Below are 19,298 nucleotides of genomic sequence, written 5' to 3' on the forward strand. Positions count from 1 at the left end.
TTAATTTTACACTTCTAATTCCTGTTTAGTTTGTGATGTCTTATCTTTTGCAAAAGATAGTATTAAGACTCCTGCAAAAATTAATATACAGGCAACAATCTTTATAGGTGTTACCTTTTCACCCAATAATATAACTCCAAATATTACGCTTGTTATCGGTTCAAAAGTACTTATAACAGCTGCTTCACTTGCTCCAATATATTTTATCCCAACTTGTAACAATGATAGAGCAACAACTGTACATAAAAATGCAAATACTGCAGATATAATCCATGATTTAGTTGTTAGTGAATATAAAACAAGTTCATTAGTAAAAATACCATAGAAAAACATACCTATACTTGAAGCAATTGCTACATAGAATGTTATTTTAAATGGAGATTCACCTTTTAAGCCACTTTTGTCCATAAATATAATATAGAATGCATAAAATGCTCCTGAGGATACTGCTAAAATTAATCCAAGTAATGTAGATGAGTCAAAAGAAGCAGAATTTAATGATTCAACAAAGAAACATCCGATACCACACATAGCTATAACTAATGCTATAATCTTTTGACTACTTAGCTTTTCATTGAAGAATAATACACATCCAAATGTTACAAATATAGGGTAAGTGAAATGTATTGGGGTTACTATTCCTACATCTATATGAGCAAAAGCTATATTTAGCATTAATGTTGTTATTGCATTTCCTACAAAGCCTAATATTACTAAGTTTTTAAATTGATTTTTCGTTATTCTCAAATCAATTTTTAAAAATAAAACTATTAGTAATAAAAAGGGTAAACTTAAAAAGTTTCTTAAAAAAGTTAATGTTACAGGATTACTTCCTCCAGCACCATAGGTCATAGGACCTAATGTAAATGCAAAACCAAAGGTAATAGAGGATAGCATTGTTAGAACTATTCCTTTTAATTTCATAAATTTCCCTACTTCTTTCTATAAAAATTTATTTGAATGCTTCTTCAACTATTTTTAATATATTTGGAATAACATCATCTACAATTATTTTTCCTCTAGCAGCTGAAGATGATTTAGCTGATGCAAGTATTCCTGTTTCAGGAACAATATCTTTTTCTATAGGATATCTAAAGTAAGTTGCTGGACTAGCATTTTCTGTATCTAATATTTTATCTTCTCTAACAAGTTCTGGTGCAAAGTACATCATTAATGATGTTTCTGTAACAGCGGCATGCTCTAGAGCCCATCCTGGGAATGGTACTTCATCAAAAACTTTATCAATTACATCAGGTGACATCGGATCCCACCAGTTCGTAAGAAGAATTTTTACTTTGTCTCCATATTTTGAAGAACATAAGTCCATAGCTTCTACAATAAATGCTTCATTTTCAAAGTGAGCACTTAAAATAAATATTTTTGTAAATCCATCGCGAACAAATTCATCAATTATATCCATTACTAAAGCTTGTAATGTGGCTCCATTTAGATCAATAGTTCCTGGGAATAGTGGACCACCACCGCTTAATGGTTTTGATTTATATCCATATGAAAGAGTTGGTGCAACTACACCATTAATTTTTTCAGCTATACGATAAGCAAATTCTTCTGCTAATACAGCATCTACACAAGTAGGTAGATGAGGGCCATGTTGCTCTGTAGCTCCTATTGGTAGTATAATTACATCATCTTTTTTCTTAGCAAATTCTTGCCATGTCATGTTTTTCATTTTAAATTTTTCGTACATAATAATATCCCCCTTTAATTTTCAAAAATTTTTGTTATTTTTTATAACGATCTCTTTCTTCTAAAGAAGTTTCATCGCACTATTAGTATATACTTTGGAAATATTATATTACAATGTACAAAAAATACAAATAAATATCCTAAAATATGTTCTTTATGTGCACAGTCATATTAAAACATTATTGTATGGTTAGCACAATGACTATTTGTATATTTTCATGTTAAACTTTGGGTGTCGCTAATGAAATAGCTAAAAATAATATAAGGGGGATTATTAAAATGAAAGTAATACTGTTTAAAAATGCTAGATTAAAAGGAAATGAAACATTAGTTGATTTACTTGTTGAAAATGGAATATACAAAGAGATAGGAGCAAATCTTTCACAAAAATACAAAGATGTAGAGACTTATGATTTAGAAGGAAACTTAGTTGTTCCGCCTTATGTTGATCCACATATTCATTTAGATTATGTATATACAGCTCGTATGGCTGGAGCAAATAATGGAACAGGAACTCTTTTTGAAGGAATTCAAAGATGGTCTGAAACAAAATCAAATATGACAGTAGATGAAATAAAGTACAGAGCTAGAATTGCACTAAAAAAAGAAATTTTATATGGGACTCAATATCTTAGAACACATGTAGATGTAACAGATCCAAAGCTTACTTGTTTAAAAGCAATTATGGAATTAAAAGAAGAAGTAAAAGATGTAGTTGATATACAAATTATAGCATTTCCTCAAGAAGGAATGTATTCATATAAAGACGGTGATAAATTAGTAGAAGAGGCATTAAAAATGGGTGCTGATGTAGTAGGAGCTATACCTCACTTTGAGTTCACAAGAGAAATGGGAGAAAAATCTGTTAAGAAAACTGTAGAGCTTGCTATGAAATACAACAAATTAATTGATATTCACTGTGACGAAACGGATGATGAACAGTCAAGATTTCTCGAACTGTTAGCTGCTGAGGCCTATATGAATGGAATAGGAGAGCTTACAACAGCAAGCCACACTTGCGCTATGGGTTCTTACAATAATGCATATACTTTTAAACTTTTTAAACTTTTATCATTATCAAAGCTTAACTTTATATCATGCCCAACTGAAAATATTCATTTACAAGGAAGATATGATACATATCCAAAAAGAAGAGGTCTTACAAGGGTTAAAGAATTAAATGATGCCGGTATCAATGTTTGTTTTGCGCAAGACTCAATTTCAGATCCATGGTATCCATTAGGAAATGGAAACTTAATGAATATTCTTGATGCAGGAATTCATATTTGCCATATGATGTCATTTGAAGAAATTAAGAATGCACTAGACTTAATTACCGTAAATGGTGCTAAAACTCTTCATATAGAAGATAAATATGGCATATTAGAAGGTAAAGATGCTAACTTTATAGTACTAAATGCAAAAAATGAATTTGATGCAATATTAGAACGAGTTAGTGTTAATTGTTCTGTTAGAAAAGGTGAATTCTTATTTAAAAGAGATCCAGAAGTAATTAATACAAAAATCTCATTATTAAAATAATTATCATATTAAAAAGGATTAAATCATCATTGACTTAATCCTTTTTTGACTTATTATTTTTTTATATTACATTTTCAGTAAATAATGCATGTATAGAATACATTTTTCATTACATTCCTAACTCTTTAAACTCTCTACTTCCTGGCTTTACTAGTTCTAATTCTCCTGCTTTACATAAAGGACAGTTATCTGCCTCGTGCACTTCTATTTCTAATTTTATAGCACTATATATTGGCATTCCAATATCCTTGCTAGTTCTATTTGCTATACAAGCTACTCCTACAACTTCTCCACCTAATTTTTCTAAAGCTTCTTTAGTTTCTATAGTTGATTTACCAGTTGTAACAACATCTTCAGCTATTATTATCTTTGCCCCTGGTTTTACTTCAAAACCTCTTCTTAATTCCATTACTCCATCTTTTCTTTCAGTAAATACAGTTTCTTTATTTAATTGTCTTCCTAATTCATAAGAAACTATAACTCCTCCCATTGCAGGTCCTACAACTAAATCTATATCTAAATCTTTTATTTGCTCCACTACTGTACTTAATACTGCCTCTGCATATTGTGGGAATCTTAATACTTTAGCACATTGTACATATCTATTACTATGCTTTCCTGATGATAATAAAAAATGTCCTTCTAATAATGCATCACTCTTCTTTAATATATCTACTACATCTACTTTACTCATATATACTTCCTCCAAATTTTATGTTTTATATCAATTGATTTATGTATTTCTTCTTTTGTTTTTAAAATTAAATATTATAATATTCCTCTTATTTCATCTATGCTTTTTATGCCCTCTTTTAACATAAATTCTTCTATTCCATCTATTATTTCAAGCCCTATTTTAGGATTTATGAAATTTGCAGTCCCAACTTGTATACATGTTGACCCCGCCATTATGAATTCTATAGCATCTTGAGCTGTTGTTATTCCACCCATTCCCATCACAGGTATACTAACGTTTTTACAAACTTCATGTACCATTCTAAGAGCTATAGGTTTTATTGCTGGTCCTGATAGCCCAGCATATACATTCTCAAATACTGGCTTTCTTTTATGAATATCTATTGCCATCGCCTTAAATGTATTTACTAGAGATACTCCATTTGCGCCTTCTTCTTCACATACTTGGGCCATTCCTATTATGTCCTCTGCATTTGGTGAAAGCTTTATTACAAGAGGTAAGTTAGTTATGTTTCTTACTTCTCTAACTACTTCTCTTGCTACTTCATTTTTTATTCCGAACGCCATTCCCCCTGCCTTAACATTTGGACAAGATATATTTAGTTCTATCATATCTATTGGTTGATCATTTAATAATTGAACTCCTTTTATATAGTCCTCTAAAGTTCCGCCACCAACGTTTGCAATTCTTACTAAATCTAAATCTTTAAAAAATTGTAATTCATTATCTATAAATCCTTGAATTCCAGGGTTTTCAAGACCAACACTATTCATCATTCCCGATGGAGTCTCACAAACTCTCATTCCAGAATTTCCGTCCCTTTTGTTTAGTGTAAGCCCCTTGCTACTTATCCCTCCTAGCTTTTGTATATCATAAATTTCATTATATTCTTTTCCAAATCCGAATGTTCCTGATGCCATTACAAGAGGATTTTTGAAGTCTATATTTCCGAATTTAACATTTAGATTAGTCATTAAATATCACATCCTCTCCCCAGAATACAGGTCCATCCTTACAAGTTTTTTTATTTCCAAACTGTGTTTTGCAAGTACATACTAAGCATGCACCTACTCCACATGCCATATGATTTTCTAAAGATACCATTATTCTAGTCTTAGTTCCCTCTACCATCTTTACTAACTTTTCCATCATTGGCGTTGGTCCACAAGTTAATATATAATCATATTTTTCTACATCTATTATGTCTGTTACAAATTTATCTCCTATTGCTATATTTACTTCATTACAAACTTCACTATATTTTTCTTCTAATATAGCTTCATTTCTAAATCCTAAATATGCATCACAATTATCTATATTTTTAGCAACTAAGTATAGCGGTGCTACTCCAATTCCACCACCTACTAAAGCTACTTTTCCTTCTACTTTTTCATATCCATTTCCATATGGACCTTCTAATTTTATTGTGTCATTTTCTTTTAACTTACTTAGTATTTCTGTCCCTTCACCTACTACTTTATATAGGAAAGTTATACTATTTTCATCTATATCATGTATACTTATTGGTCTTGAAAGAAGCGGAAACATATCCCATGCTCTTAACATATAAAATTGACCCATTTTACCTTCAAACTTACCTTCTACTTTCATTAGATACATATCTTCTCCTACGTATCTATTCTCACAGATTTTATACATATATATTTCCCCCTATTGTCTTTTGCTAGTTAGTCTAAACTTTTATACACACTCTAACATTTTTTGTTCTAATGAAATTTGAGATTCTTTAACACCTAAAAGCTTCATTATTAGTGCCATTCTTACAAACATTCCATACTTAGCTTGTTTGAAATATACAGCTCTTTCATCAGCATCTACGTCTACATCTATCTCATTTACTCGTGGTAATGGATGCATTACTAGCATATCTTTCTGAGCTCTTTGTAATTTAGCATTATTTAATATATAGCAATCTTTTAGTCTTTCATATTCAGACTGATTTTCAAATCTTTCTCTTTGAACTCTAGTCATGTATAAGATGTCTAAGCTTCCTATAACCTCATCTAAGTTGTTAGTTTCATAGTATGCATGACCTTGCTCTTGTATAGCTTCTTTGATATATTCAGGCATTTTTAATTCATCTGGAGATATAAATACAAACTTAGTTCCTTTATATCTAGCCATTGCTTTAACTAAAGAGTGTACTGTTCTTCCATTCTTTAAGTCTCCACATAATCCTATTGTGTGATTTTCTAAACTTCCTTTAAGGGATTTGATAGTAAGTAGATCTGTAAGTGTTTGAGTTGGATGTTGGTTCCCTCCGTCTCCAGCGTTTATAAAAGGTACTTCTGAGTAAGATGCTGCTTCAGCTGCAGAGCCTGCTATTGGATGTCTCATTGCTATAGTATCTGCATAACATGCTACTGTTCTTATAGTATCACCTAATGATTCACCTTTAGTTACAGATGATGAATTAGGTTCTGAAAAACCTACTACTCTTCCACCTAATCTGCACATTGCTGATTCAAAGCTTAATCTTGTTCTTGTTGATGGCTCATAAAATAAAGTAGCCAATAATTTACCTTCACATACGCGAGAATATTTTGACGGATTGTCAATTATATTTTGAGATAATTCTAATATTTGATCTATTTCTTTAACTGAAAAGTCTTCTGGTTGGATTAAATTTCTTCCTTTTAATAACATATATATATCCTCCTTTTTCAGCCTCTCTGGACTGAATTTAAAAGTATTTTTTATTCTGATTGAATTCTAACACCTTTTAATCTTAGTGTCAACAATTTATAAAAATTATTGCACAATTCATTATGTAATTTATACTTAATTTATCTTTCTCAAATGCACAAAAAGCATGTTATAGAGTATATATTTATTTCAACTATATACTCTATAACATGCCTTTAAATTATAACTATTTATCACGTTGTCCATGACACCACTTTTTACAAAATTCAGCTTTTTTACTGCATATTACGCTTTGAGATCCACAGCTTGGACAAGACGATTTGTCTTGTTCATAATTAATATTATATATTGAACCACAATCCATACATTTAAACTTACAATGATTTGTAGTGTAATGTCCACCACTAATATTAATTGATTTTCCTTCTGTCAAAGCCATAGCAACTTTTTTTCTAGCTCCATCAATTATATTTTGGAATGTTTGTCTCGATATTTTCATCTTTTTTGCGCACTCTTCTTGATTTAATTCCTCTATATCTTTAAGCCTCATTGCTTCAAGTTCTTCTACCTTTAAAACAATTTCTTCAAGTTCACACTTAGATTTTCCTATTGGTACGAAATAATTATTCTCTGGAAAAAATTCTACTCTTCTAAATTTTGTTGGTCTTGACATATTTTTTCTCCCTACATTTGCTACATAATCCAATTAGCATTATATCTGCATCAAATACAGTAAAATTATTTTCTTTTTCTGCATTATTATTCAATCTTAAGTAATCTAAGATTAAAGACTTATTATATATATCCATTATACTATTACATTCACTACATTTAAAGTGTATATGCAGGGGTCTGCCGCTAAATATCTTCATTTCATAAAAATTTATTCCATCTATATTTACCTCTTTAACTACATTTAATTCTCCTCTAATACGCTTAACATATTGTCAACTATCGGGCTAAATAACTCATCTAAATTTTCATTTTTATTATTTGATAAATTACAAATTGAACTTGTCATTGGTAATTCACCAAGAAGTCTTAAATTACTTGATTCTAAGAATTTTTCTACATTTTCTCCATTAAATAGTTTTATTTCTTTATTACAATCCGGACAAAGTATGTAACTCATATTCTCAATAATTCCTAATACTTTAATATCCATTTTTTTCGTCATATTTATAGCTTTAGATACAATCATTGATACTAAATCTTGAGGTATAGACACCATAACAATCCCAGTTATAGGAATATTTTGCATTACTGTTAATGCTACATCTCCAGTTCCTGGTGGCATATCAATAATTAGATAATCTAACTCTCCCCAAAGTACATCAGTCCAAAATTGCTTAACTGCATTAGATATCATTGCACCCCTCCATATTACGGGTTCATTCTCATCTTCAATTAAGAAATTTAATGACATCACTTTTATATTATCTTCTGACTCTACTGGAAATAAAAATTGTTCATTTGATATTGCTTTCTTATCTTTAAGTCCAAGTAATCTAGGAACACTCGGTCCAGTTATATCTGCATCTAAAATACCTACTTTATACCCCAATTTTCTTAATTGCTTAGCAATCATTACTGATATAGTTGATTTACCTACACCACCTTTACCACTCATTACACCTATAACATTTTTAATGTTATTCATTGAATTGTTTTCTATCATACATTTTTGTTTATCTTTACTACATCCACCTTTTGATGGACATGAATCACAACTTGACATAATATCTACTCCCCTTTTTATTAGCATTTGCCAATTAAATGGTAGCACTAAAAAAGGTTATTGTCAAATGCCAATAACTTTTTTTATAAATTTTTCATAAACAATATAATGCGTTAATGTTTTTTTAAACTAATCTTTGGTAGCATTAAATCTTAATTTTTCTATATTCACATTAACAATTTTCACATTTATAGAAGTTACTTTTTCTATGCTTTCTTTTACTATTTTTTGCAATTGGTAACATTCTTTTATCTGAGCTATATCATTTATATTAATATTAATTTTTATATATAGATTTCCATCTATATTATTTATTTGTACTTTATTTATTTTATCAACTTTACTTATCTTATTAACCTCAAACCTTATAATTTGCTCTATTACGTTGGGATTTATATAGAACTTTCCTATATAACTAAATGTAGGTCTTATAATTGTTTTTTCTAAAACTTTATATGTATTATTTTTTCTTCTAAAAAATCTTCTTATTGCGTTTATGCTTAGACCACTAGCTATAGGCTTTATTTCCATTGTTGGAACTGGTATTATATGATTTCCTCTTTTTCTAGAGTCCCTAGCTATATTTATTTCTTCTTGTGTGCTTACTTCACTTATATTTATAATTCTATAAATTTTACCAAGTTCTAACTTCTCTACAATCTGATTTATCATTTTATTTGAAGTTCCAAGAACTAATATTTTTTCTATTTTTTGTTCGCTTATTTTAGCCTTCACATTACCTCTGTGAATATTATCATTAAATATTGCCCTTTTTACAGCCTCCATTGTTGTGCTAGCCTGCTTAGCTGAAATACCTGCAATTATCTTATTTTTATGTATCAATAATCCATCATCAATTATATATTCTATGTCATTTTCATAAGCAACTTCTAAAGCCTTATAACTTTTACCTGTTCCACTAGGACCTACAAATGCATATACTTTCATTTAGTATTCACCTTTCTACTTTTGTTATATATGTAAATAAGGCTATAGATTAATCTATAGCCTTATTTTTTATTATATATTATAGCAGAATTCTCCATTCTCCTTAAGTGCCAAAAAGTCTGCATATCCTACATCAAATATTCTATCTTCTAAATTAGGTATTTCAATTTTATTTTTTATTAAGTAGGCTATAGTCCCAGTATATGATATATCTCCTTGAGCTACCAATCCATAAATAACGTTATCCTTGTATACAAATTTTTTGTATCCTTTTTCTTCACATCTAGATATAACTTTATATTCTTCATCAGGTGGTGAAGTCAAACCTAATGATACAGTAGATATACCCATAAAGTTCATACTATTTTTAAATGCAAAACTATCATCTATTTGCTTATCTTTACCTATCATATTATATGCAGCTACAATACCTTGCTTAACTGCTAATGGCCATATTGCATTTTTTCCTACAACATCACCTGCAGCATATATATCCTTTTCTGTAGTTTCACATTTATCATTAATTACTATTCCTCTATTATACTCTATTTTTGTACTGTCTATAAACTCTGCATTTGGGACTACACCTGTAGCTACTATAATCATATCAGACTCTAGGATACTTCCATCTTCAAATTTTATACCTTTTACATCTTTATTTGCTTCAAGTACTATTTCTTTTATAGCTGAGTTAGGATACAACTTAGCTCCTTTTTCAATAAACTTCCCTTCATATGTTGATGCGCTATATTTATCTAGCTGTTTATCTAATATACGTTTTCCATTATAAACTAGTGCTACCTCTAAATTTTTATATTCCAATAGTCCTGCCAATGCGTCTATACCAACTAATCCAGCACCTATTATAGCAACTTTTTTAGATTGAGATGCTTTCTCTTTTATCTTATCTATTTCATCTATATTTCTTAAAGTATATATAAAATTTCCATCTCTTAAATGCTTTATTGGAGGTACAAATGCTGACGCTCCAGTTGCTATTAAAAGTTTATCATATTGTATTATTTGATCCTCTAGCTCTACTAATTTTTCTTCTGAATCAATGCTTTTTACACTTCTTCCTTTTATCCAGTTTATATTATTTTCTTCTATAAATTTGTCACCTGCAAAATTAATATCTTCTACTGTCTTATGATTAGATATAACATGGTGTAACATACAACGAGAATAAATTTTTTCATCCTTTGATATTATTATTATATTTGCTTCTGAATCTAATTCTCTTAAAGTTTTAGCAGCATTTATACCGGCTGCACTAGCTCCTAAAATCACATAATCAGTTGATTTTTTACTTTTAAACATATTAAATATCTTATCTAGCATAAGCATCCTCCTTTTGTAGCTCTAATGCCCCACTTGGACAATTAGCTACACATCTAGGATATTCTTCATCTTTACATAGATCACATTTTAATACAACTTGTTTCGTTCTATCATCCACTTTTAATACGCCATAAGGACAAGACATTACGCACATATAGCACGAACCGCATTTAGTCTCATTATATGATACAATCCCTGTTTCATTATTCTTACTCATAGCTCCGCTCATGCAAGTTAATACACATTCTGGCTCATCACAATGTCTACATATTATAGGCACAGGTTTATTATCTTTATCAAGTTCTATGTGACCTCTACCATCATTATCTATATTTTCTAAATCAAGAGTATATATATTGTCGTTTTCACTGTGTTTTAGCATACAAGCTAAAACACAGTTTTTACATCCAGTACATAATTCTTTATTTATTAATATTCTATGCATAACATTCCACTTCCTTTAACCCTAGGTTTTGTCTTCTATCTATTATTATTTCTTCTAATTGATCTGCTGAAGATTTAGGGTCTGGATTCACTATAACGTGACCTCCTGTTAAGTCTTTTAATTTTTCAGTAAGTACTTCTGTTACTAATTTTCCACCTGTTATGAATGGTGGTAATGCTAAATGAAGTGGTAATCCTAATGCTAATCCAAATGCTCCATCAGCTAATGCTTGTTCTTCCAACCATTGTGGTGCTGATAATACAAGTGGTAATTGTGGTAAATCTATTCCTAGTTCTGCTGCAATTTCTGTTGCAACTATTTCTAGTCTTCCTATTGCTAAACATGGACCAAAGTTTAATACTGGTGGTATTCCTAATGATTTACATACTTCTTTTAGGTTATCTCCTGCTAATTCCTCAGCTCCTGGAGACATAAGACCTACATTTTCAAGTCCTCCTGTTGAACATCCAGCTGAAAGTACTATTATGTCTCTCTTTATTAATTCTTTTGTCAATTCAACAGTATTTATATCATGTCCACCAGCAGTCATATTTGAACATCCAACTACAGCAGCTATACCTTTGATTTTTCCTTCTGCTATTAAATTTATAAGTGGTTTCCATGAGTTTCCTAAAAACTCTTTTAAATTCTTTTCACTTACACCAGTTAAAGATTGTTCATATCCATGATCACTTGGTATATCTATTTCTACTACACTTCTTCTTTCTTTGTATGACTCTAATGATTTATTTATTAATTCTGTACTTATAGCCTCTAAGTTTTCTCTATCAAATTGTACATATTCTGCATTGGCTTTTTTAGCTACATCATCTAAACAAACCATTTTTACTTTATATTTATCAGCTATTGGCTCAAGACCTGGTATTGTACAGTTAAATTCAGATAACACTATATCTATTGCCCCCGTTGAAAGCACTGCTTCACTTGTAAAATTGTTTCCTGCATGACCCGCAAATACTTCTTGATAATGCTCTCCTCTTAATTGTAAATCTTGACCTACACATGTACATCCTACTAGTCTAAATCCTTTTGCTCCAGCCTCTTTAGCCATAGCAACTACATCAGCATCTTTTAATCTATCTTGGAAATGAGAGAATGTTGAGTGTTGATGTCCTGTTATCATTATGTTTATATAATCTTTATCTATAACGTTAAATCCTACTGGCGCCATTCTTATAACTGGTTCTCCTAACATAACATCATTTAAAAGATTTGTTAATGTAAGCCCGTATAACCCTGTTGATATACCTAAGTTTAGACAATTAACTAACATATCCACTGGATCACTATTTAAGTTTGTTGATGATTTAACTATAGCATCAAACACTTCTGACTTAGCTCCTCCAGGCATTATACCTAATTCTTTCCATCTCTTTACTCTTGGTCCATATGCAATTTTTTCAACAAGTTCCATTTTTTCAAATCTTGGTTTATATAAGTCATTTATAACCTTATCAGCTACTTTTATGCACTTTTGGTGATTATCGCTTTCTTCTATTCCAAATTTTTCAGCTAAATCATTTAAAGCATTTAAACCTTTTATTTCACCCTTAGTCTCTCCTAGATGTTTTAAGTTTCTAGCAGTATTTTCTACTACATGTAAATAACAAGCTGAACCTGATGCCACTGCTCTTAAAAAGTTTCTAGCTACTATTGTATCCGCATCAGCTCCACATATTCCTCTTGGCGACTTAGGCGTTACTCTACAGGGTCCATTTGCGCACAATCTACAGCATACGCCTTGAAGTCCAAACCCACACTTAATTTTTTGATCCTCTGTTCTATGGAATGCTGTTTCCACGTCCTTAGATGCTATAAAGCTTTCCAATTTTTTATCTGCACTTTCACACATTCTACAAGTATTACAAGACATTTTAAATTCCCCCTTGAATTTTTTATATTTAATTTTTAGTCTTTTTGAGATATAAATTAGATTATAATGATATGACTTTAATGATATATTTTTGACTAATTTTTAACTATGTTATTTTACATTTATTATTTACCACCCAAATATTACCTTTAAACATTTTTTTTAAATAAATTTCAATAAAAATTAATTTATATATATTTATATTTTAAAACATTGATAAATACCTAGATCCATAAAAAACTAGTTTTAAATTTTAAATTTAATTAAATTTTTAATAGATATATATTTAAATTTTAATTTTTATGAAAACGTTTAAATATAACTTTATTTTTGCTAAAATCAGCTGTCATAATATTAACATTCTTGTAGAATTAATTGGTTTGTGCATTGCTCCAAATTTTGGTATAATATTACTGAATAAAATAATAATTAAGGGAGGATTTTGAGATGGCTTACATAATAAATGATGCTTGCATAAGCTGTGGTGCTTGTGCTGGTGAATGTCCAGTTGAATGTATATCTGAAGGAGATAGCAAATACGTTATAGATGCTGGTGCTTGTATCGAATGTGGTGCTTGTGCTGGAGTTTGTCCTGTTGATGCTCCTCAACCAGAATAATATTTACAATAAAAAGGCTATCAAGTAGTTTTATGCTAACTGATAGCTTTTTTTGTATATAAAAAATTATAACTTACCCAGCATTAGATAAGTTATAATTTTATGCACTAAAAGTAAACAACTTTTTAGTGCATCTTGTTGTTAAATTAATTAATAAATTATTTACATTTCTTCATTTTCTTTCATTAAGTATGATAATGTAAATAAACTTTCAGTTAAGTTTACATTTTCTACTATTACATCTTTTGGTACTTCTAAATCTATTGGAGCAAAGTTCCAAATTCCTTTTATACCCACATTAACTAACTTATTTACTATACTCTGAGCACCATTTTTAGGTATACATAATATAGCTATATCTATATCATTATCTCTTACGTAATCTTCTATTTCCTCTGAATCTAAAACTTCAAATTCTCTTATTTTCAGCCCTATCATTCTTGGATTAGCATCAAATAAGGCTTTTACTTCAAAGCCAGCTTTTCTAAACCCTGAATAGTTAGCAATAGCTTGACCTAAGTTACCAGCCCCTATAAGTATAGCATTGTATTGTTTATCTAATCCTAATATCTTTCCAATTTCATTGTGAAGAGCGCCAACATTATATCCGTAACCTTGTTGTCCAAATCCACCGAAGTTATTTAAGTCTTGTCTTATTTGAGACGCTGTAAAACCGATTATATCACTTAATTCTTTTGAAGAAATTCTTTGTATGTCTTTATCTAATAAATCGCCAAGGTATCTATGATACTTTGGTAGTCTTCTTATTACTGCCATAGATATGTTTTTAGATCCCATAATTTCACCTCCTATGATATTTTTTAAGTCCTTAATATTTTATTGCATTTTTCAAAACCTAATGCAATATCCTTGATTATATTATACCAAAACATTATAATTTTAGGTAGTTTAAGGAGGGATAAATTTATGATTGTTTTGTCATGTAATAACTTGAATAAAAGTTTTGGAATAGATTCGATATTAGAAAACGTAAGTTTTACAGTAAATGAAGGTGATAAAGTCGGTATAATAGGTGTAAATGGAACTGGAAAAACCACTTTATTCAAAGTAATTTCTGGTATATACGGTTATGATAGCGGAGATATATACACTTCAAAAGATTGTGAAATAGGATATTTAGAGCAAAATACTAATTTCCATTCAAATAACACTATATTCGAAGAGGTGTTAGAAGTTTTCAAAGACTTAATAGATATGGAATCGTACCTAAGAAATTTAGAAATAAAAATAGCAGAAGAAAGTGCTAATCCTAATTCTTCTCAACTAGAAAAAATTATGAATGAGTATTCTCATAAGTTAGAAGAATTTTCTGAGTTAAATGGATATGGATATAAATCAGAAGCTAAAGGGGTTTTAAAGGGTCTAGGTTTTTCTGATGAAGATATGGATAAGCCTATAAGTATACTTTCTGGTGGAGAAAAAACTAGAGTCCTTTTAGGTAAATTACTTCTTAAAAAACCTACGCTTCTATTATTAGATGAACCTACTAACCACTTAGATTCTGATGCTATAGAATGGTTAGAAGTATTTTTAAAACAATATAGAGGAACTGTTATACTAATTTCTCATGATAGATATTTCTTAGATCAAGTAGTTAATAGAGTTTTTGAAATTCATAATAAAAAACTAAAAACTTACAATGGAAATTACTCTGATTTTGTTAAATTATCAGCTGTAGAAAAAGAAATAGAAAAGAAAAAATTTGAAGACCAACAAAAAGATATAAAGAAGCAAGAAGAATCTATTGAGAGATTAAAAGCTTATGGTAGAGAAAAGCATCTAAAAAGAGCTAGAAGTAAAGAAAAAGCCCTTTCTAAAGTTGATGTTTTAGATAAACCTGACGGTGATAGAAAAAGAGCTAGAATTGAATTTAATCCTTCTGTAACGAGCGGTAATGATGTTTTACAAGTAAGAGATGTTTCTATGAGGTACGGAGAAAGAATTTTATTTAAAGATTTAAACCTTGATATCTATAGAGGTGAAAAAGTTGCTCTTATTGGAGCTAACGGAATCGGTAAATCAACATTATTTAAAATAATAATGAATGAACTTCAACCACTATGCGGAAATATAAAATTTGGAACTAATGTGAATGTATCTTATTTCCATCAGGAACAGAAAACTTTAAATCTTGATAATACAATAATAGATGAAATTTGGGAAAACAATACTCATCTTACTCAAACTACTTTAAGAAGTATGCTTGGAGCTTTTCTATTTGAAGGAGAAGAAGTTTTCAAAAAAATATCTACCTTAAGTGGTGGTGAAAGAGCCAGAGTAGCTATATTAAAATTAATATTATCAAATGCAAACTTCTTATTACTTGATGAACCTACTAACCATTTAGATATAGATTCTAAAGAGGTATTAGAAGAAGCTTTATCAGGTTATACAGGAACGATATTTACTATTTCTCATGATAGATATTTCTTAAACACTGTAGTTGATAAAGTTTTAGTACTTGATGAAAATGGTATTTGCGAATACTTAGGAAATTATGATTATTATATAGAGAAAAAGAAACAAGTCTATGAAATGAGTTTAATGGAAGAAAAAGAAGAAAAAACTAAAACTCAAATAAAAGATGAAAAGCGTAAAGAAAGAGAACAGCGTGAAGCTCAAAAGAAAAACAGGCATAAGCTCCAACAAATAGAAAAAGAAATTCAAGAAACAGAAATTAAAATAGAAGAATTAGATATGTTATTATGCCAAGAAGAAATTTATTCTAATCCTGACAAAGCAAAAGATGTTAGCCAAGAAAAAATTTCTTTCGAAGACAAATTATCTTCTCTTTACGAACAATGGGAAGAACTTATGTAGATTTAATATTCTTCACTAATTATTTTTAATGAGGATGTAGATAAATTTATTTTCATACAAATTTATCTACATCCTAAGCTTAAATTAATTGACTATTTTTTACTTAATAATTAAAATAAAATTAATCCACTTAATTTCCAATAAAGCCAAACTTATATAAATTTTCTAAATAGTATCTAAATGATTCATTATCTATGCTTTCATGTAAATCTTTACATATGTATTGTCTATCATCTGAATATAAACCTAATTTATTTAATTCCATTTCATTTAAATTATATAATTTATTTCCATATTTATTTTTTATTTGTATATATCTACCTGTAACCAAAGCGTTTAAATATTTATCCATAGTCTCACAATACCTAACTTCATATGCTGATATGAATTCATTATCTAAACTTTCAATTACTATATCTACTCGATGTCCAGTTTGCTGATTTATTAGAATTTTACCAGCTTTTTTTTCTTTGTCATTTAACTTAAAATTAATAAAAAAGTATTTAACTCTCATTTTTTTATGATACTTAGATTCGTGTTCATGACTTTGAATTTCTTCAATTGAATAAATTTTTTCTAAAATTTCTTTATTTTGTATAGATAATGCTAAAGATATCTTATCATAATTAAAAAATTCATAGTTTACCAAGTCATCTATATCTGTAAAATCAAATTCAGTTGCATTAAACTTATCTTTAATTAAAGTTACAATTTCATCCTTTGTGAAAACTAATGAATCCTTTTTATCTAGATAGTCTTTATATAATTTTTCAAATTTCATTTTTTAATTTTATATACTAAGCTACTGGTTTTCCATAGAATGAATGTGCTTTAGGTTTTCTTTCTTTTGGATGCCAGTGATAGTAATATCCTTTCTTAGGTTTCCCTTTTTTATCTTTATCTACCTCATTTATCCCTTGACCACTTTTACTTACCGCTACCGCTACCTTTTTTGCTAAATCTGATGTATGAGACCATACATCACGTTCTATCATCATTTGAGCTGTAGCTTCGGCACGTGTTAATCCCTTCCCTATATATAAGTTTCCGTTACTTAATTTCGCCATATAATGGTTATATTTTTTACTTTTCGGAGCTTTTGAGTCTAATACAAATGCTATCCCTAAAGCAACTATCACATGACCATACTTTACAAGAAGAGCCCATGCAGCTGCTCCTATCTCAAGACCCAAAGGAATAGCTAGTGGATTGGATGCATATCCAGAATATTTATTATATATATATTCTTTTGTTTCATCCTCATTTATAAAAGTGATATCTCCTTCATTTTTATTGATTTCTTCTACTGTTGTTGTGTATTTATTAGTAACTATTTGACCACTTTCACTGACTTCTTCAGATATTATAGTTATTTCATCTGATCCTGGTTCAATTTCTAGCTTAGTATCAATAGTATCTTTATCAATGGTATCTATTGAAATATCTACAGTAAAATTATTATCAACAAAATCTAAATTTTCTACATGAATATTATCATTTTGTAAATTATTTTGCAATTCCTTTTCCATACTTTTTTCTATACCTTTATCATTTAATAACGCATAAACATTACTTGGTTGTATTGCTCCTGTTATTATAACTAAAGATAAGATTATAGCAATTATTTTTAATTGTTTTTTTTGCATAATTATATATCTCCTCTTATTAGTTGTATTATATTAAAATTATCTTTTATCGATATTGAATTTTCCAAAAGATAATTATATACTTTTGACAATCTATTTTCATCCTTTTTTATGTTTTTATCTATAATACATCTTCCAATAACCCCTGTAACAAATGGTGTTGAGAAAGATGAACCTACATATAGTTTATATCCGCCTAAATTAGAAGCGCTTAAAATTTTTTCTCCAGGTGCTACAAAGTCTATTTTGTCAACAGGGTTAAACTTACTTAACTCTAAGTTAGAATTAATACTCCCAACCGATATTACATCCCTGTATCTTGCAGGATAATCAGTATTTAAACCATACTTATTTCCAGCAGATGCAACTATTAGTATGTTATTTTGAATGGCAAGGTTAATTGCTTTTTCTAGCTTTGCTGAATTATGTCTAAATCCAAAACTCATATTAATAATATCTACATCTTTTTCTATAGCCCAATTAATAGCATCTATTACACTGTCTTCATGAATAGTACCATCATCATTTATAATTTTTGCACTATATATCTCTAAGTTTCCTAAAATTCCCTTTAACTTATTATTAGATGCTAAAATTCCCGCAATAGGTGTACCATGATTTAAGTTATCTTTTGAATTTGATTTCGTAAAATTACTCATTTCTTTTACTTTTTCTCTTAGTTCCTGATGAGCTTGATTTATTCCACTATCTAAAATAGCAATTTTAATTTTTTTGTAACTATTAGAAGATAAGTTTTCATTAGTATAGTTAATCGCTCGTATCCCCCAAGTTTTATAATCTTTAGGTATACTTTCCAAAAGTGTAATATCTCTATTTTCATCCTCTTTATAGTCTTTAATCTTATTTTCATTGATACTTGAAACAACACATTTAATTATCAATATCGACATTAATAAAATAAAAAACATTTTAATTATTCTAATTTTTTTTTCCATATAAACACTATGTTTCATTGATATAATAACTCGTAATTAATATATTTTTTGATTGATATAACCTCCTTCTGTCAATGGTATAATGGTAATTAATTGAGTTGTAAAAGATTAGGTATTTTGTCTAGAATTTTAGTAATATTTATTTTTATATCAGATCAAATATAATTAGTTCTAAAATAAGCATTTTATACATTAACCTACGTTAAGTATATAAAAAAAAAGGTAGAAATCAACATTTTTTGCGTGAATGGTCTTTTT

General features: G+C 29.1%; 19 protein-coding genes. 3 read left to right on the forward strand and 16 right to left on the reverse strand.

What is annotated here, in order from left to right; all coding sequences use genetic code 11:
• Positions 1-6: 6 nt before the first annotated feature.
• Positions 7-924, reverse strand: a complete 918-nt coding sequence (locus tag NWE74_RS10605) for a DMT family transporter (RefSeq protein ID WP_258243142.1) — start codon at positions 922-924, stop codon at positions 7-9.
• A 28-nt stretch (positions 925-952) separates the two neighbouring features.
• Positions 953-1,708: a creatininase gene (locus NWE74_RS10610; protein ID WP_258243143.1), complete on the reverse strand. Its 756-nt coding sequence runs from the start codon at positions 1,706-1,708 to the stop codon at positions 953-955.
• A 278-nt stretch (positions 1,709-1,986) separates the two neighbouring features.
• Between NWE74_RS10610 and codA the strand changes: the two genes are divergently transcribed.
• On the forward strand, positions 1,987-3,249 hold the full coding sequence (codA, locus tag NWE74_RS10615; RefSeq protein WP_258243144.1) for a cytosine deaminase: 1,263 nt from the start codon (positions 1,987-1,989) through the stop codon (positions 3,247-3,249).
• Positions 3,250-3,358: 109 nt separating this feature from the next.
• On the opposite strand, the gene pyrE is transcribed toward codA, so the two are convergent.
• From pyrE to cooS, 10 genes are all read right to left on the reverse strand, one after another.
• Positions 3,359-3,943 carry an orotate phosphoribosyltransferase gene (gene pyrE, locus NWE74_RS10620; protein ID WP_258243145.1) on the reverse strand — a complete coding sequence of 195 codons (585 nt, stop codon included), beginning with the start codon at positions 3,941-3,943 and terminating at the stop codon, positions 3,359-3,361.
• 74 nt (positions 3,944-4,017) lie between these two features.
• Complete coding sequence (locus tag NWE74_RS10625) at positions 4,018-4,920, reverse strand: dihydroorotate dehydrogenase (protein WP_258243146.1); 903 nt, start codon at positions 4,918-4,920, stop codon at positions 4,018-4,020.
• On the reverse strand, positions 4,913-5,605 hold the full coding sequence (locus NWE74_RS10630; protein ID WP_258243147.1) for a dihydroorotate dehydrogenase electron transfer subunit: 693 nt from the start codon (positions 5,603-5,605) through the stop codon (positions 4,913-4,915). Before NWE74_RS10630 ends, NWE74_RS10625 begins: the two co-directional genes overlap by 8 nt.
• A 42-nt stretch (positions 5,606-5,647) precedes the next feature.
• Complete coding sequence (gene pyrB, locus NWE74_RS10635) at positions 5,648-6,613, reverse strand: aspartate carbamoyltransferase (protein ID WP_258243148.1); 966 nt, start codon at positions 6,611-6,613, stop codon at positions 5,648-5,650.
• A 226-nt stretch (positions 6,614-6,839) separates the two neighbouring features.
• Entirely contained in the window at positions 6,840-7,286 is a 447-nt protein-coding gene (locus NWE74_RS10640; protein ID WP_258243149.1) for a DUF134 domain-containing protein, read from the reverse strand.
• Between the two features lie 243 nt (positions 7,287-7,529).
• Positions 7,530-8,351, reverse strand: a complete 822-nt coding sequence (locus NWE74_RS10645; RefSeq protein WP_258243150.1) for an Mrp/NBP35 family ATP-binding protein — start codon at positions 8,349-8,351, stop codon at positions 7,530-7,532.
• 129 nt (positions 8,352-8,480) lie between these two features.
• Positions 8,481-9,299: an ATP-binding protein gene (locus NWE74_RS10650; RefSeq protein ID WP_258243151.1), complete on the reverse strand. Its 819-nt coding sequence runs from the start codon at positions 9,297-9,299 to the stop codon at positions 8,481-8,483.
• A gap of 72 nt (positions 9,300-9,371) precedes the next feature.
• On the reverse strand, positions 9,372-10,640 hold the full coding sequence (locus NWE74_RS10655) for an NAD(P)/FAD-dependent oxidoreductase (protein WP_258243152.1): 1,269 nt from the start codon (positions 10,638-10,640) through the stop codon (positions 9,372-9,374).
• Positions 10,630-11,085 (reverse strand): 4Fe-4S dicluster domain-containing protein, encoded by a 456-nt coding sequence (locus tag NWE74_RS10660; protein WP_258243153.1) that lies wholly within the window; start codon positions 11,083-11,085, stop codon positions 10,630-10,632. Before NWE74_RS10660 ends, NWE74_RS10655 begins: the two co-directional genes overlap by 11 nt.
• A complete protein-coding gene (cooS, locus tag NWE74_RS10665; RefSeq protein WP_258243154.1) occupies positions 11,078-12,979 on the reverse strand; it encodes an anaerobic carbon-monoxide dehydrogenase catalytic subunit in 1,902 nt (633 codons plus the stop codon). Before cooS ends, NWE74_RS10660 begins: the two co-directional genes overlap by 8 nt.
• Before the next feature lie 447 nt (positions 12,980-13,426).
• On the opposite strand from cooS, the gene NWE74_RS10670 reads away from it, so the two are divergent.
• Positions 13,427-13,597, forward strand: a complete 171-nt coding sequence (locus NWE74_RS10670) for a DUF362 domain-containing protein (RefSeq protein ID WP_258243155.1) — start codon at positions 13,427-13,429, stop codon at positions 13,595-13,597.
• A 162-nt stretch (positions 13,598-13,759) separates the two neighbouring features.
• Here the strand turns inward: NWE74_RS10670 and NWE74_RS10675 are convergent, their stop codons facing one another.
• Positions 13,760-14,395, reverse strand: a complete 636-nt coding sequence (locus NWE74_RS10675) for a redox-sensing transcriptional repressor Rex (protein ID WP_170139201.1) — start codon at positions 14,393-14,395, stop codon at positions 13,760-13,762.
• A 129-nt stretch (positions 14,396-14,524) separates the two neighbouring features.
• Here NWE74_RS10675 and NWE74_RS10680 point away from each other — a divergent pair, with 129 nt between their 5' ends.
• Positions 14,525-16,438, forward strand: coding sequence for an ABC-F family ATP-binding cassette domain-containing protein (locus NWE74_RS10680; RefSeq protein WP_258243156.1), 1,914 nt, complete (start codon positions 14,525-14,527; stop codon positions 16,436-16,438).
• Between the two features lie 130 nt (positions 16,439-16,568).
• On the opposite strand, the gene NWE74_RS10685 is transcribed toward NWE74_RS10680, so the two are convergent.
• From NWE74_RS10685 to NWE74_RS10695, 3 genes are read right to left on the reverse strand one after another with little or no spacing between them, the layout of a single operon-like run.
• On the reverse strand, positions 16,569-17,219 hold the full coding sequence (locus NWE74_RS10685) for a hypothetical protein (protein WP_258243157.1): 651 nt from the start codon (positions 17,217-17,219) through the stop codon (positions 16,569-16,571).
• Positions 17,220-17,235: 16 nt separating this feature from the next.
• Complete coding sequence (locus NWE74_RS10690; RefSeq protein ID WP_258243158.1) at positions 17,236-18,084, reverse strand: hypothetical protein; 849 nt, start codon at positions 18,082-18,084, stop codon at positions 17,236-17,238.
• A gap of 2 nt (positions 18,085-18,086) precedes the next feature.
• Positions 18,087-19,058: a S8 family serine peptidase gene (locus NWE74_RS10695; protein WP_258243159.1), complete on the reverse strand. Its 972-nt coding sequence runs from the start codon at positions 19,056-19,058 to the stop codon at positions 18,087-18,089.
• Positions 19,059-19,298 lie beyond the last annotated feature (240 nt).

The organism is Romboutsia lituseburensis, from assembly GCF_024723825.1.
GTDB lineage: Bacteria > Bacillota > Clostridia > Peptostreptococcales > Peptostreptococcaceae > Romboutsia_F > Romboutsia_F lituseburensis_A.